The sequence below is a fragment of the Streptomyces sp. H27-H5 genome (assembly GCF_026627505.1).
Taxonomy (GTDB): Bacteria; Actinomycetota; Actinomycetes; order Streptomycetales; family Streptomycetaceae; genus Streptomyces.
Window position 1 is genome coordinate 1 of record NZ_JAPNLK010000145.1, and the last position, 14,167, is coordinate 14,167.

Annotated in this window: 9 protein-coding genes; 5 read left to right on the forward strand and 4 right to left on the reverse strand. The window is 70.9% G+C overall.

The window, feature by feature from the left end; genetic code table 11:
- Positions 1-190 precede the first annotated feature (190 nt).
- Positions 191-775, reverse strand: a complete 585-nt coding sequence (locus OTB19_RS38690) for a GNAT family N-acetyltransferase (RefSeq protein WP_267803483.1) — start codon at positions 773-775, stop codon at positions 191-193.
- 226 nt (positions 776-1,001) lie between these two features.
- Between OTB19_RS38690 and secA the strand changes: the two genes are divergently transcribed.
- A complete protein-coding gene (gene secA / locus OTB19_RS38695; protein WP_267803484.1) occupies positions 1,002-3,779 on the forward strand; it encodes a preprotein translocase subunit SecA in 2,778 nt (925 codons plus the stop codon).
- A 381-nt stretch (positions 3,780-4,160) separates the two neighbouring features.
- Here secA and OTB19_RS38700 read toward each other — a convergent pair whose 3' ends face one another.
- Positions 4,161-4,553 (reverse strand): Rv3235 family protein, encoded by a 393-nt coding sequence (locus OTB19_RS38700; RefSeq protein ID WP_267803485.1) that lies wholly within the window; start codon positions 4,551-4,553, stop codon positions 4,161-4,163.
- A gap of 355 nt (positions 4,554-4,908) precedes the next feature.
- Between OTB19_RS38700 and OTB19_RS38705 the strand changes: the two genes are divergently transcribed.
- From OTB19_RS38705 to OTB19_RS38715, 3 genes are all read left to right on the forward strand, one after another.
- Entirely contained in the window at positions 4,909-5,409 is a 501-nt protein-coding gene (locus OTB19_RS38705; RefSeq protein WP_267803486.1) for a DUF6912 family protein, read from the forward strand.
- Positions 5,410-5,459: 50 nt separating this feature from the next.
- A complete protein-coding gene (locus tag OTB19_RS38710) occupies positions 5,460-6,155 on the forward strand; it encodes an HAD family hydrolase (protein ID WP_267803487.1) in 696 nt (231 codons plus the stop codon).
- Positions 6,156-6,547: 392 nt separating this feature from the next.
- Positions 6,548-11,515 carry an NAD-glutamate dehydrogenase gene (locus OTB19_RS38715; RefSeq protein WP_267803488.1) on the forward strand — a complete coding sequence of 1,656 codons (4,968 nt, stop codon included), beginning with the start codon at positions 6,548-6,550 and terminating at the stop codon, positions 11,513-11,515.
- A 68-nt stretch (positions 11,516-11,583) separates the two neighbouring features.
- Here the strand turns inward: OTB19_RS38715 and OTB19_RS38720 are convergent, their stop codons facing one another.
- Positions 11,584-12,306 carry an ABC transporter ATP-binding protein gene (locus tag OTB19_RS38720; RefSeq protein ID WP_267803489.1) on the reverse strand — a complete coding sequence of 241 codons (723 nt, stop codon included), beginning with the start codon at positions 12,304-12,306 and terminating at the stop codon, positions 11,584-11,586.
- A gap of 90 nt (positions 12,307-12,396) precedes the next feature.
- Positions 12,397-13,293 (reverse strand): ABC transporter permease, encoded by an 897-nt coding sequence (locus OTB19_RS38725; RefSeq protein ID WP_267803490.1) that lies wholly within the window; start codon positions 13,291-13,293, stop codon positions 12,397-12,399.
- Positions 13,294-13,439: 146 nt separating this feature from the next.
- Here OTB19_RS38725 and OTB19_RS38730 point away from each other — a divergent pair, with 146 nt between their 5' ends.
- Entirely contained in the window at positions 13,440-14,048 is a 609-nt protein-coding gene (locus OTB19_RS38730; RefSeq protein WP_267803491.1) for a TetR/AcrR family transcriptional regulator, read from the forward strand.
- The last annotated feature ends 119 nt before the right edge of the window (positions 14,049-14,167 follow it).

Sequence of the window (14,167 nt, forward strand, 5' to 3'; positions counted from 1 at the left end):
CCCCACCGGCCTCCCCATCGGCAGTCCCGAGGACTGCCTTACCTGCGCCGGCACCCTCTACCTCGGCAGCCCGGCCTGACCGGCCCAACCCCCCTCCACGAACTTTCGCGGTGCAGCACTAGGGGGTGCCACTGACATCAGGACCCCGCGGCCCCTCGCGACCCCGCGGCCCCTCGCGCCCCACGGGCCGTCACGCCGAGGGCGACGGCAGGTAGGCGAGCGGCGACGGCAACCCGAGGTCCTCGGGGAGCAGGGCGCCGATCCAGCAGTCCCGTACGGTGCCGCGCTTGACCAGACCGGCGCGCAGCAGGCCCTCGAAGCGGAAGCCGGCCTTCTCCGCGACGGCGCGCGAGCCCGCGTTGCCGACCTCGGCCCGCCATTCCAGGCGGGGCGCGCCCAGCTCGGTGAAGGCCCAGCGGGCGACGGCGCCCAGGGCCTCGGTCATGTGGCCGTTGCCGCGGTGCTCCTTGGTCGCCCAGTAGCCGACCTCGTAGCCGTTCTCCCCGTCGACCACGCGCACGTGCACGCCGATGGCCGCGACGAGCGGGCCGTCCGCGCCGAGGCGCACGGCGAAGCTGTACCCGGTGCCCTCGCGCCAGCCCGTCGGGGAGATCTCGCCCACGAAGGTGTCGGCGTGCACCCGCTCGTACGGGGAGGGGACGAGGGTCCACCGTTGGACGTCGGGGTCCTGGGCGGCCGCGTAGACCTCGTCGGCGTCGGCCGGGACGAAGGGGCGCAGGTGCAGACGCGCGGTGGTCAGTGTCGTGGGCTCCATGCACGGATTCTGGTACGGGCGGGATCGGCAGGCCAACAGTTTTCGTCGACACCGGCACCTTCGGTGCCCCCCGTACGTTCTCATTCCGGGCACCCGTGTCCTACGGATAGTGCGGACCTCCCGACGCGACCGTGTCCTCGCTTACGATGGCCGTTGCGGTGGGGCCCACCCTCCGTGCCCGCGCACGAACCAGTGCCAGGCCCGACCGGCAAGGAGACAAACCTCGGTGTCCGTCTTCAACAAGCTCATGCGTGCAGGCGAAGGCAAGATCCTGCGCAAACTGCACCGCATCGCGGACCAGGTCAACTCCATCGAAGAGGACTTCGTCAACCTCTCCGACGCCGAGTTGCGGGCCCTCACGGACGAGTACAAGCAGCGGTACCAGGACGGCGAGAGCCTGGACGACCTGCTGCCCGAGGCCTTCGCGACCACGCGCGAGGCCGCCAAGCGCGTCCTCGGTCAGCGGCACTACGACGTCCAGATCATGGGCGGCGCGGCGCTGCACCTCGGCTACGTCGCCGAGATGAAGACCGGTGAGGGCAAGACGCTCGTCGGCACCCTCCCCGCGTACCTGAACGCGCTGTCCGGCAAGGGCGTCCACCTGATCACGGTGAACGACTACCTCGCCGAGCGCGACTCGGAGCTCATGGGCCGGGTGCACAAGTTCCTCGGCCTCGACGTCGGCTGCATCCTGGCGAACATGTCGCCGGCCCAGCGTCGCGAGCAGTACAGCGCCGACATCACCTACGGCACGAACAACGAGTTCGGCTTCGACTACCTGCGCGACAACATGGCGTGGTCGCAGGACGAGCTGGTCCAGCGCGGCCACAACTTCGCCGTGGTCGACGAGGTCGACTCGATCCTGGTCGACGAGGCCCGTACGCCGCTGATCATCTCCGGCCCGGCCGACCAGGCGACGAAGTGGTACGCCGACTTCGCGAAGCTCGTCAACCGCCTGACCAAGGGCGAGGCCGGTCAGCCCCTCAAGGGCATCGAGGAGACCGGCGACTACGAGGTCGACGAGAAGAAGCGCACCGTCGCCATCCACGAGGCCGGTGTCGCGAAGGTCGAGGACTGGCTCGGCATCGAGAACCTCTACGAGTCGGTGAACACCCCGCTCGTCGGCTACCTGAACAACGCCATCAAGGCCAAGGAACTCTTCAAGAACGACAAGGACTACGTCGTCATCGACGGCGAAGTCATGATCGTCGACGAGCACACCGGCCGCATCCTCGCCGGCCGCCGCTACAACGAGGGCATGCACCAGGCGATCGAGGCGAAGGAAGGGGTGGACATCAAGGACGAGAACCAGACCCTCGCCACGATCACCCTGCAGAACTTCTTCCGCCTCTACTCGAAGCTGTCGGGCATGACCGGTACGGCCATGACCGAGGCCGCCGAGTTCCACCAGATCTACAAGCTCGGTGTCGTCCCGATCCCGACCAACCGCGACATGGTCCGCAAGGACCAGGCGGACCTGATCTACCGCACCGAGGTCGCGAAGTTCGCCGCCGTCGTCGACGACATCGCGGAGAAGCACGAGAAGGGCCAGCCGATCCTCGTCGGCACGACGTCGGTCGAGAAGTCCGAGTACCTCTCCCAGCAGCTCTCCAAGCGCGGCATCCCGCACGAGGTGCTGAACGCCAAGCAGCACGAGCGCGAGGCCTCGATCGTCGCGCAGGCCGGTCGCCGCGGCGCCGTCACCGTCGCCACGAACATGGCCGGTCGCGGTACCGACATCAAGCTCGGCGGCAACCCGGACGACCTGGCCGAGGCCGAGCTGCGCCAGCGCGGTCTCGACCCGGAGGAGCACATCGAGGAGTGGGCGCACGCCCTGCCCGAGGCGCTGATCCGCGCGGAGGCGGCCGTGAAGGCCGAGTTCGAGGAGGTCAAGGACCTCGGCGGGCTGTACGTGCTGGGCACCGAGCGGCACGAGTCGCGCCGCATCGACAACCAGCTGCGCGGTCGTTCCGGCCGTCAGGGCGACCCGGGCGAGTCCCGCTTCTACCTGTCGCTGGGCGACGACCTGATGCGTCTGTTCAAGGCGCAGATGGTCGAGCGGGTCATGGCGATGGCCAACGTGCCGGACGACGTTCCGATCGAGAACAAGATGGTGACGCGCGCGATCGCGTCGGCCCAGTCGCAGGTCGAGACCCAGAACTTCGAGACGCGCAAGAACGTCCTGAAGTACGACGAGGTCCTCAACAGCCAGCGCGAGGTCATCTACAGCGAGCGCCGTCGCGTCCTGGAGGGCGAGGACCTGCAGGAGCAGGTGCGCTTCATGATGGACGACACCATCGACGCGTACATCGCTGCCGAGACGGTCGAGGGCTTCGCCGAGGAATGGGACCTGGACCGCCTGTGGGGCGCCTTCCGGCAGCTCTACCCGGTGAAGGTCACCGTCGAGGAGCTGGAGGAGGCCGCCGGCGACCGAGCGGGCATCACCGCCGAGTTCATCGCCGAGTCCGTCAAGGACGACATCCACGAGCAGTACGAGACGCGCGAGAAGACGCTCGGCTCCGACATCATGCGCGAGCTGGAGCGGCGCGTCGTGCTGTCCGTCCTGGACCGCAAGTGGCGTGAGCACCTGTACGAGATGGACTACCTGCAGGAAGGCATCGGCCTGCGCGCGATGGCCCAGAAGGACCCGCTGGTCGAGTACCAGCGCGAGGGCTTCGACATGTTCAACGCCATGCAGGAAGGCATCAAGGAAGAGTCCGTCGGCTACCTGTTCAACCTGGAGGTCCAGGTCGAGCAGCAGGTCGAGGAGCTTCCCGTGCAGGACGCCGGCCCGTCCCTGGCCAAGCCGGAGATCCGGGCCAAGGGCCTGGACGCGCCGCAGCGGCCGGACCGGCTGCACTTCTCCGCCCCGTCCGTGGACGGGGAGGGCGGGGTCGTCGAGGGCGACTTCGAGAACGAGGGCGGCGGCGACGGCGACGGCATGACGCGGGCGGAGCGGCGCAAGGCGCAGAAGGCCTCCGGCGGTCGGCGGCGCAAGAAGTAGCCCCGCCCCGCCGGGACCGTGGCCTGTTGGCCTGGCGGCCCGTCGGGACGAGTGACCTCGCCGGGGTCGGACACCGTGGTACGGGTGTCCGGCCCCGGCGGTGTTGTGTCCGGGGCCGGGGCCTGCGGGGGCATTGCGGGCCGTTGCGCGGGGCCTGTGCGGGGCCCGTTGCGCGGAGTCTGTGCGGCGCCGTGGCGCGGGGCGGCCCCGGCTGCGCCGGGCTTTCGGGGCTCCGCCCCGGACCCCGCGCCTCAAACGCCGGCGGGGCTGGGATGGGCCGGACCGGCCCCGCGCCTGAAACGCTGGCGGGGCTGGGATGGGCCGGGGTCAGGGTCAGGGCTCGCGGGGCGGCGGGGCTGGAAGGGGGCCCGGTGTCCGGGGTCAGGGGCGGGGGCCCTGGATTTCGATGGCTGCGCAGCGCCAGCGGAGGTCCGGGCCCTGTTCCAGGCGGAAGGCCATCGCCGAGACGCGGTCGCCCGTGGCGATGCGGGCGAAGGCCTCGATGACCCCCGGGCCGGGGTGGAAGCGGCCGCAGTGGCGCAGGACCGGGAGGAGCCGGTCGCGGAGGGGGCCCGCGGGGGCCAGGGTGACGAGCTGCTCGTACGCGGGGCCGACGGTGTGGCCCAGCAGCGAGTGCACGGGGCGACGGCCGCTGAGGACCGCCAGGAGGCGTTCGGCGAACCAGTCGTGCGGGCCCCGCGCGGTGCGGGGGCGCCCGGGGTGGCGCTGGTCGTGGCGGCCGGGAGGGCGGGTGGTGGTCCTCGTCCTGCTCATGGTGGTCGTCCCCGGGGAGTGCGGGCCCGGCACCTGGGGTACCGGGCGGTAACTTGGTCGGGTTACTTGTACGGCCCGCCGAACACGCTCCGCAACGGGCCCGGGCGCTCCCCCCGGACCCCGGCCGCCTTCACCTATCCGGGTGGGAACCCCGAAGCCGCCGCCCCGTCCCCGGGCCCGCCGCGGGCACCGGGTGGACGCGCCGCGACCCGCACCCGCCACCCCGAAGGGGGACCGTCGTCGTCACCGGACGCGGTGGCACGCCCGCCGGGAGCACCCGCCGTGAGGGGGCATCGGCAATCGGGCGGGCCGGTCGTATCCTGAGGGCGTTCCCGACTACCGAAAGCAGCCGGCCATGCGCGTGTACGTCCCCCTGACCGTCCCCGGGCTCGCCGAGGTGCACAAGGCGGGCGAGCTGGGTCCCGCTCCGCTGCGCGCCTACGCGGTCACCCCCGGGCTGCGCGAGTGGTACGTGTCCGACGACATGGAGGAGCTGGAGTACGCGGCCCTCGGCCGCGCCGCACTCGCCTCCCTGCGGATGATCGCCGCCGACGCGGACGCCCCGCGCAGGCGGGTCGTCGTGGCCTTCGACGTCGACGACCGGGCCGCCACCGTCGCGCCCGGGAACGACGAGGCCGCCCTCGGGCAGGTGTCGCTGGGGAGCTCCGTACGGCTCTCCGTGGCCGCCGCGGTGCACGTGGACGCCGATGACGCGCTGGAGGACGTCACGGCCGCCGTCGGGGCCGTCGAGGCGGCCGACGCGGGGGACGACGACGCGCTGTCCCTGGTGGACGGCGCCGAGGACCACGAGCTGCTGTGGTTCGGGGTGCAGGAGATTCCGGGGTTGCTGAAGTGACGGAAGCGATCGAAGCGATCGAAGCGATCGAAGCGGCCGAAGTGACTGACGTGAGCGACGTGAGTGACGTGAGCGCGACGACACGTCGTGGTCCGCACATCGTGTGGGACTGGAACGGGACGCTGCTCCATGACATCGACGCCGTCATCCTCGCGACCAACGCCTCCTTCGCGGAGTTCGGCTTCGCGCCGATCACCCTGGAGACGTACCGCGAGCTGTACGTGGTCCCGGTCCCGAAGTTCTACGAACGGCTGATGGGCAGGATGCCCACCGAGGCGGAGTGGCTCGTCATGGACGAGACCTTCCACCGGCACTACTGGTCCTCCGCCGAGACCGCCAGGCTCGCCGAGGGCGCCCTGGAGCTGCTCCGGGGCTGGCAGGGAGCCGGGTCGACGCAGTCCCTGCTGTCCCTCGCGCCCCACGACAAGCTGGTGCCGCTGGTCCGGACGCACGGCATCGACACGCACTTCCTCCGCGTCGACGGCCGCACGGGACCCTCGCACACCACGAAGGCGGGCCATCTCGTACGCCATATGGCCGCCATGGAGGCGGCGGGTGTGACGGCCGACCGTACGGTCCTCATCGGAGACGCCGTGGACGACGCCCTCGCGGCCGCCCACGTGGGCGCGCGGGCCGTGCTGTACACCGGAGGCTCGCACAGCCGCGGCAGTCTCGAATCAGCCGGCGTGCCCGTCGTGGACACGCTGGCGGAAGCCGTCGCCACAGCTCGCGAAATGGCCGAATAGGCACGTGACACGGGTGTCTGGAGGCGGCGTGCACGTGTGGCCGGGCACGTCGCTGTCCAGAGTGTCAAAGTTCCACCCCCGGATTTGTACACATGCAGCTCATGACGAGCACGGGGTGGGTGGGGATAGCCTGGTACCCGTGATCAGCGCGATAGTCCTCGGGGGCACTGAAGCCCCCGGCACGCGCCCGGCGCACGAACGTGCCCGGGCCTTCGCCGATCTCCGCTGCCGGAACCACGTGCCGATCTTGGCCGATTCGCTTCCGGTGGCCTCTCTCGACGACATGGCGTCGATCCCGAACGGACATCCCGCCTCGCGGCCCGCGTCGCGCCGCCATGTCATTCCTTCCTTCACCTACGTCACGCAATGGCGCGCGACAGGAGCCAGAGGACATGCAGACCAAGCTGGACGAAGCAAAGGCCGAGCTGCTTTCACGGGCGGCCCGGGTAGCTGAGAACAGCCCGGCCGGGGGGCTACTTCCGTCTGGGTCCGAGCAAGGGGAGCGGCCCGACCGGGGCACCACGCTGTCCTACCTCCAGCGCTACTACCTGCACACCGCGCCGGAGGACCTCGCCGACCGGGATCCGGTCGACGTGTTCGGCGCGGCGCTCTCGCACTACCGGCTCGCGGAGAAGCGCCCCCAGGGCACCGCGAACGTCCGCGTGCACACCCCCACGGTCGAGGAGAACGGCTGGACCTCCAGCCACTCGGTCGTCGAGGTGGTCACCGACGACATGCCGTTCCTCGTGGACAGCGTCACCAACGAGCTGTCCCGCCAGGGACGCGGCATCCACGTCGTGATCCACCCGCAGGTCGTCGTGCGGCGTGACGTCACCGGCAAGCTGATCGAGATCCTCGGCCCCGACTGCGACGCGCACGGGCCCAAGACCGACCGCCCCCACGACTCCCTCGTCGAGTCCTGGATCCACGTCGAGATCGACCGCGAGACCGACCGGGCGGACCTCAAGCAGATCACCGCCGACCTGCTGCGCGTCCTGTCCGACGTCCGCGAGTCCGTCGAGGACTGGGAGAAGATGCGTGACGCGGCCATGCGCATCGCGGAGGAACTGCCGAACGAGCCCACCGCGCCCGACCTGCGCGAGTACGAGCTCGAAGAGGCCCGCGAGCTGCTGCGCTGGCTCGCCGACGACCACTTCACCTTCCTCGGCTACCGCGAGTACAACCTGGTCGACGGGGACTCCCTCTCCGCCGTGCCCGGCACCGGCCTCGGCATCCTGCGCTCCGACCCGCTGCACAGCGGCAAGGAGGACGGCCACCCCGTCTCGCCGTCCTTCAACCGGCTGCCGGCCGACGCGCGCGCCAAGGCCCGCGAGCACCGCCTGCTCGTCCTCACCAAGGCCAACAGCCGCTCCACCGTGCACCGCCCCTCGTACCTCGACTACGTCGGCGTGAAGAAGTTCGACGCCGACGGCAACGTCGTCGGCGAGCGCCGCTTCCTCGGCCTGTTCTCCTCCGCCGCGTACACCGAGTCGGTGCGCCGGGTCCCCGTCATCCGTCGCAAGGTCGTCGAGGTGCTCGACGGCGCCGGCTTCGCGCCGAGCAGCCACGACGGCCGCGACCTGCTCCAGATCCTGGAGACCTACCCGCGCGACGAGCTGTTCCAGACGCCCGTCGACCAGCTCCGGGCCATCGTCACCTCCGTCCTGTACCTCCAGGAGCGCCGCCGGCTGCGGCTGTACCTGCGCCAGGACGAGTACGGGCGCTACTACTCCGCGCTCGTCTACCTGCCGCGCGACCGGTACACCACCGGCGTCCGGCTGCGCCTGATCGACATCCTCAAGGAGGAGCTCGACGGCACCAGCGTCGACTTCACCGCCTGGAACACCGAGTCGATCCTCTCCCGCATCCACTTCGTCGTCCGCGTCCCGCAGGGCAAGGAACTGCCCGTCCTGACCGACGCCGACGTGGACCGCATCGAGGCCCGCCTGGTCGAGGCGGCCCGCTCCTGGGCCGACGGCTTCGGCGAGGCGCTCATCGCGGAGACCGGCGAGGAGCGCGCCGCCGAACTGCTGCGCCGCTACGGGGGCTCCTTCCCCGAGGGCTACAAGGCCGACCACTCGCCGCGCTCGGCCGTCGCCGACCTGGTCCGGCTGGAGCGACTGTCCGCCGGGGACAGCGACTTCGACCTCTCGCTGTACGAGCCCGTCGGCGCGGGCCCCGGCGAACGCCGCTTCAAGATCTACCGCCAGGGCGAGCAGGTCTCCCTGTCCGCGGTGCTGCCGGTCCTCCAGCGCCTGGGCGTCGAGGTCACCGACGAGCGGCCGTACGAGCTGCGGTGCAGCGACCGGACGAACGCGTGGATCTACGACTTCGGCCTGCGGATGCCCGTCACCTCCGGGAACGGCGACGCCTACCTCGGCGACGACGCCCGCGAGCGCTTCCAGGACGCCTTCGCGGCGGTCTGGCAGGGCGAGGCGGAGAACGACAACTTCAACACCCTGGTGCTGAGCGCCGGGCTGACCTGGCGCCAGGCCGTGGTGCTGCGCGCGTACGCGAAGTACCTGCGCCAGGCCGTCTCGCCCTTCAGCCAGGACTACATGGAGGACACCCTCCGCAACAACGTCCACACCACGCGGCTGCTGGTCTCGCTGTTCGAGGCCCGGATGTCGCCCGGCCGACAGGCCGCGGGCACCGAGCTGATCGACGCGATGCTGGAGGAACTCGACGGGGCCCTGGACCAGGTCGCCTCCCTCGACGAGGACCGCATCCTGCGGTCGTTCCTCACCCTCATCAAGGCGACGCTGCGCACGAACTTCTTCCAGTTGAACGACGCGGGCGAGCAGCACGCGTACGTGTCGATGAAGTTCGACCCGCAGGCCATCCCGGACCTGCCGGCGCCCCGCCCGGCGTTCGAGATCTGGGTCTACTCCCCGCGCGTCGAGGGCGTCCACCTGCGCTTCGGCAAGGTCGCCCGAGGCGGCCTGCGCTGGTCCGACCGGCGTGAGGACTTCCGCACGGAGGTCCTCGGCCTGGTCAAGGCGCAGATGGTCAAGAACACCGTGATCGTGCCGGTCGGCGCCAAGGGCGGCTTCGTCGCCAAGAACCTGCCCGACCCGTCGGTGGACCGCGACGCGTGGCTCGCCGAGGGCATCGCCTCGTACAAGATCTTCATCTCGGCGCTGCTCGACATCACCGACAACATGGTCGCCGGCGAGGTCGTGCCGCCCAAGGGCGTGGTCCGCCACGACGAGGACGACACCTACCTCGTCGTCGCCGCGGACAAGGGCACCGCGACCTTCTCCGACATCGCCAACGGGGTCGCCGAGGCCTACGGCTTCTGGCTGGGCGACGCCTTCGCCTCGGGCGGTTCGGCCGGCTACGACCACAAGGGCATGGGCATCACCGCCCGCGGCGCCTGGGAGTCCGTGAAGCGGCACTTCCGCGAGCTGGGGCACGACACCCAGACCCAGGACTTCACGGTCGTCGGCGTCGGTGACATGTCCGGTGACGTGTTCGGCAACGGGATGCTGCTCTCCGAGCACATCCGCCTCGTCGCCGCCTTCGACCACCGGCACATCTTCATCGACCCGACCCCGGACGCGGCCGTCTCCTACGCCGAGCGCCGGCGCCTGTTCGACCTGCCGCGCTCCTCGTGGGCCGACTACAAGACCGAGCTGTTGTCCGCGGGCGGTGGCATCCACCCCCGCACCGCGAAGGCCATCCCGGTCAACGCGCAGGTCCGCGCGGCCCTCGGCATCGAGGCGGGCATCACCAAGATGACCCCGGCCGACCTGATGCAGGCCATCCTCCAGGCCCCCGTGGACCTGCTGTGGAACGGCGGCATCGGCACGTACGTCAAGGCGACCGCCGAGACGCACGCCGACGTCGGCGACAAGGCCAACGACGCCATCCGCGTCAACGGTTCGGACGTCCGCGCCCAGGTCATCGGCGAGGGCGGCAACCTGGGTCTGACCCAGCTCGGCCGCATCGAGTTCGCCCGTACCGGCGCCGGCGGCGAGGGCGGCAAGATCAACACCGACGCCATCGACAACAGCGCCGGCGTGGACACCTCCGACCACGAGGTGAACATCAAGATCCTGCTGAACGCGGTCGTCGCGGACGGCGACATGACCGTCAAGCAGCGCAACAAGCTGCTCGCCGAGATGACCGACGAGGTCGGCCGCCTGGTGCTGCGCAACAACTACGCGCAGAACACCGCCCTGGCCAACGGCGCCGCCCAGGCGCCCAGCCTGCTCCACGCCCAGCAGCGCTTCATGCGCCGCCTGGAGCGGGACGGACTGCTCAACCGCGGGCTGGAGTTCCTGCCCACGGACCGGCAGATCCGCGAGCTGCTGAGCAACGGCAAGGGGCTGACCCAGCCCGAGCTGGCCGTCCTGTTCGCCTACACGAAGATCACGGTGGCGGACGAGCTGATCGCCACCGGGCTGCCGGACGACCCGTACCTGCGCCGCCTGCTCCACGCGTACTTCCCGGGCGCCCTGCTCGCGAAGTTCCGGGAGCAGATCGACGCGCACGCGCTGCGCCGGGAGATCACCACCACCCTGCTGGTCAACGACACCGTCAACACCGGTGGTACGACCTTCCTGCACCGTCTGCGGGAGGAGACCGGCGCCTCCACGGAGGAGATCGTCCGGGCGCAGCTCTCGGCCCGCGAGATCTTCGGCATGGCCGGGGTGTGGGACGAGGTCGAGGCCCTCGACAACAAGGTCGCCGCCGACGTCCAGACCCGGGTGCGGCTGCACTCGCGGCGCCTGGTCGAGCGCGGTACCCGTTGGCTGCTGAACAACCGGCCGCAGCCGCTGGAGATCACCGAGACCATCGAGCTCTTCCGCGAGCGGGTGGCGCTGGTGTGGGCCGAGCTGCCGAAGCTGGTGCGCGGCGCGGACCTGGACTGGTACCGGTCGATCATGGACGAGCTGGTCGGCGAGGGTGTGCCGGAGGAGCTGGCGGCGAAGGTGGCCGGCTTCTCGTCCGCCTTCCCGACGCTCGACATCGTCGCGATCGCCGACCGTACGAGCGTCGACCCGCTGGACGTCGCGGAGGTCTACTACGACCTCGCGGACCGGCTGGACATCACCCAGCTGATGGACCGGATCATCGAGCTGCCGCGGTCCGACCGCTGGCAGTCCATGGCCCGCGCCTCCATCCGCGAGGACCTGTTCGCGGCGCACGCGGCCCTGACCGCCGACGTGCTGGCGGTGGGCAACGGCGAGTCGACTCCCGAGGAGCGCTTCAAGGCGTGGGAGGAGAAGAACGCGGCGATCATCGGGCGTGCGCGGACGACCCTGGAGGAGATCCGGGGCTCGGACGACTTCGACCTGGCGAACCTGTCCGTCGCGATGCGGACGATGCGTTCCCTGCTGCGGGCGCACGTCTAGGCGCATGCGCGAAAGGGGCGCCCGGACCGGCTCTCACCGGCCCGGGCGCCCCTTCGGCGTCGGTGCGCTCACTTCGCCCGGCTGAAGGCCTCGTACGCGTCGCAGACCTCGGCGGACGGGCCGTCCATGCGCAGCACGCCCGACTCCAGCCAGATGGCCCGGTCACAGGTGGCGCGGACCGTGCCGATGCCGTGGCTGACGAGGAAGACGGTGCCGGCCCGCTCGCGCAGCTCCTCGATGCGCGCCTGGCTGCGGCGTTGGAACGCGGCGTCCCCGGTGGCCAGGGCCTCGTCGATCATCAGCACGTCGTGGTCCTTGGCGGCGGCGATGGAGAACCGCAGGCGGGCGGCCATGCCGGAGGAGTAGGTGCGCATGGGCAGCGAGGTGAAGTCCTGCCGTTCGTTGATCCCCGAGAAGTCGACGATGTCCTCGTAGCGCTCGCGGATCCGCTGCCGGGTCATGCCCATCGCGAGACCGCCGAGGACGACGTTCCGCTCGCCGGTCAGGTCGTTCATCAGGGCGGCGTTCACCCCGAGCAGGGAGGGCTGCCCGTGGGAGTAGACGGTGCCGCGGGTCACCGGCTGAAGGCCGGCGATGGCCTTGAGCAGGGTGGACTTTCCCGAGCCGTTGGTGCCGATGAGACCGATGGCCTCGCCCCGGTACGCGGTGAAGCTGACGCCCCGGACGGCGTGCACCTCGCGGACGGCGGGGACGGGCCGGCGGGAGAGGATCCGGCCGAGGGCTGCGGCGGCGCCGCCCTTGGCGCCGGCGCCGTGGACCTTGTAGACCACGTGGACCTCGTCCGCGATGACGGTCGGGACGCGGGTGTGTCGGGAGCCGCGGCCCCCGGGGTGCGGGTGGGGCGGGACGGGATCGAGAGGTCAGCCACGGCCGTACTCCTCCTCTGCCTTCCAGAAGTAGACGAACCCGCCGACGCCGGCGAGCAGGGCCCAGCCGACCGCGATCGGCCACACGTGGTGCGGGAGCGACGCGGCCTTGAAGCCGTCGATCAGGGCGAAGCGCATGAGGTCGATGTAGACCGCGGCGGGGTTGAGCTTCAGGGCCGTCTCGACCCAGTGCGGCAGGTGGTCCTTGCCGAGTATCTGGTCGATGGACCACATCACGCCCGAGGAGTACATCCACGTGCGCAGGACGAACGGCATCAGCTGGCTGACGTCCGGGTTCTTGGCGCCGACGCGGGCCATGACCAGGGCGCAGCCGGTACAGAAGACGGCCATCAGGACCAGGGTGGGCGCGGCCAGCAGCCAGGCCGGGCCGGGGGTCTGCCCGAAGGCGAGCAGCAGGACGACCAGTGCGCCCATGGTGACGAGGAGCTGCTGGAAGAGCTGGACGACGGTGGAGACGGGCAGGCTCGCGCGCGGGAAGTGCAGGGCGCGGACCAGGCCGAGGTTGCCGTGCACGGCGCGGGTGCCGGCGTTGACGGAGCTGCCGATGAAGTCCCAGACGGAGACGCCGGTGATCAGGAACGGCAGGTAGTCGGGCACGCCGTGCCGCGCCTTCATCACGATGCCGAAGATGAAGTAGTAGACGGCCGCGTTCAGCAGGGGGGTCGCGAGGTGCCAGACCTGCCCGAGCCGGGCCGTGCTGTACGTGGCCTGCATCCGGGCGGTGGCGTGGGCCGTCACGAAGTGGCGCCGGCCCCAGAGCTGCGCGACGTAGCGGGGGAGGGAGGGGCGGGCGCCGCTCACGGTCAGGCCGTGGGCCGCCGCCAGCTCCGCCGGCGAGGGGGCGTGGTGGGTCACGGTGGTCGCGGTCACGGGGGTCGCTTTCGACGGGTTCGGACGTCAGGCGACGACGGAACGGGCCCGTATCGTCGCTACGGCGAGGCTAAGATGCTAGACGTCGGAACGCAACCGTATCGTCGTGACGCGTGGGGGGCGGCGTGCGCGGCTATGCTCTGTCCATGACCACCGAGCCCGCCGCCCCCGCCCGCCGGGCCCCCGCCGGGGCCGCCGTACTGCGTCAGGACGTGACCGAGGCGATCCGGGCGGCCGTGCTGGAGGAACTCGCGGCGGTCGGCTTCGCCCGGATGTCCATCGAGGCCGTCGCACGCCGGGCCGGCGTCGGCAAGACCGCCGTCTACCGGCGGTGGAAGTCCAAGCTGCACCTGGTCCTGGACCTCGTGGGAGCCTTTGCGGTGGACGGGTTGCCGGCGCCGGCGACGGGCTCGCTGTACGGGGACGTACGGGCCCTGCTGGAGGTCATGTCCCACCTGCTGAGCCACCCGGTCGCCTCCGCCGTGATCCCCGACCTGCTCGTCGAGGCGGCACGGAACCCGGAGCTCGCGGACGCCGTGCGCGGAGCCCTCCTGGAAGGGGAGCGGCGGATGGCGGAGGGCATCGTCTCCGAGGCCGTCACGCGGGGCGAACTGGCCGCGGGGACCGACCCGTCGAGGGCCCTCGACCTGGCGATCGGGCCGCTGTACTGGCGCCAGGTCGTCGTGCGCGAACCCGTGGCGGGCCCCTACCTCGACGAACTGGCCCGCTCGGTCGTCGCGGGCCTCACGGCTTAGTGGTCTGCGTCGTAAATCCTTCGGGGGTTGACGTCGGGCTTGGCGTGCGCTTGCCCGTGTCAGGTGTCGAGACCGGTGAGGTGGAGGTGGCAGGCGGTGTCGAGTGCGTCCTCGGGGGT

Bases quoted from the DNA above. Each gene is read 5' to 3' on its own strand.
- OTB19_RS38705 (WP_267803486.1), top strand. From the start codon at position 4,909: ATGCGCGTGTACGTCCCCCTGACCGTCCCCGGGCTCGCCGAGGTGCAC.
- OTB19_RS38690 (WP_267803483.1), bottom strand. From the start codon at position 775: ATGGAGCCCACGACACTGACCACCGCGCGTCTGCACCTGCGCCCCTTC.
- OTB19_RS38700 (WP_267803485.1), bottom strand. From the start codon at position 4,553: ATGAGCAGGACGAGGACCACCACCCGCCCTCCCGGCCGCCACGACCAG.
- OTB19_RS38715 (WP_267803488.1), top strand. From the start codon at position 6,548: ATGCAGACCAAGCTGGACGAAGCAAAGGCCGAGCTGCTTTCACGGGCG.
- OTB19_RS38730 (WP_267803491.1), top strand. From the start codon at position 13,440: ATGACCACCGAGCCCGCCGCCCCCGCCCGCCGGGCCCCCGCCGGGGCC.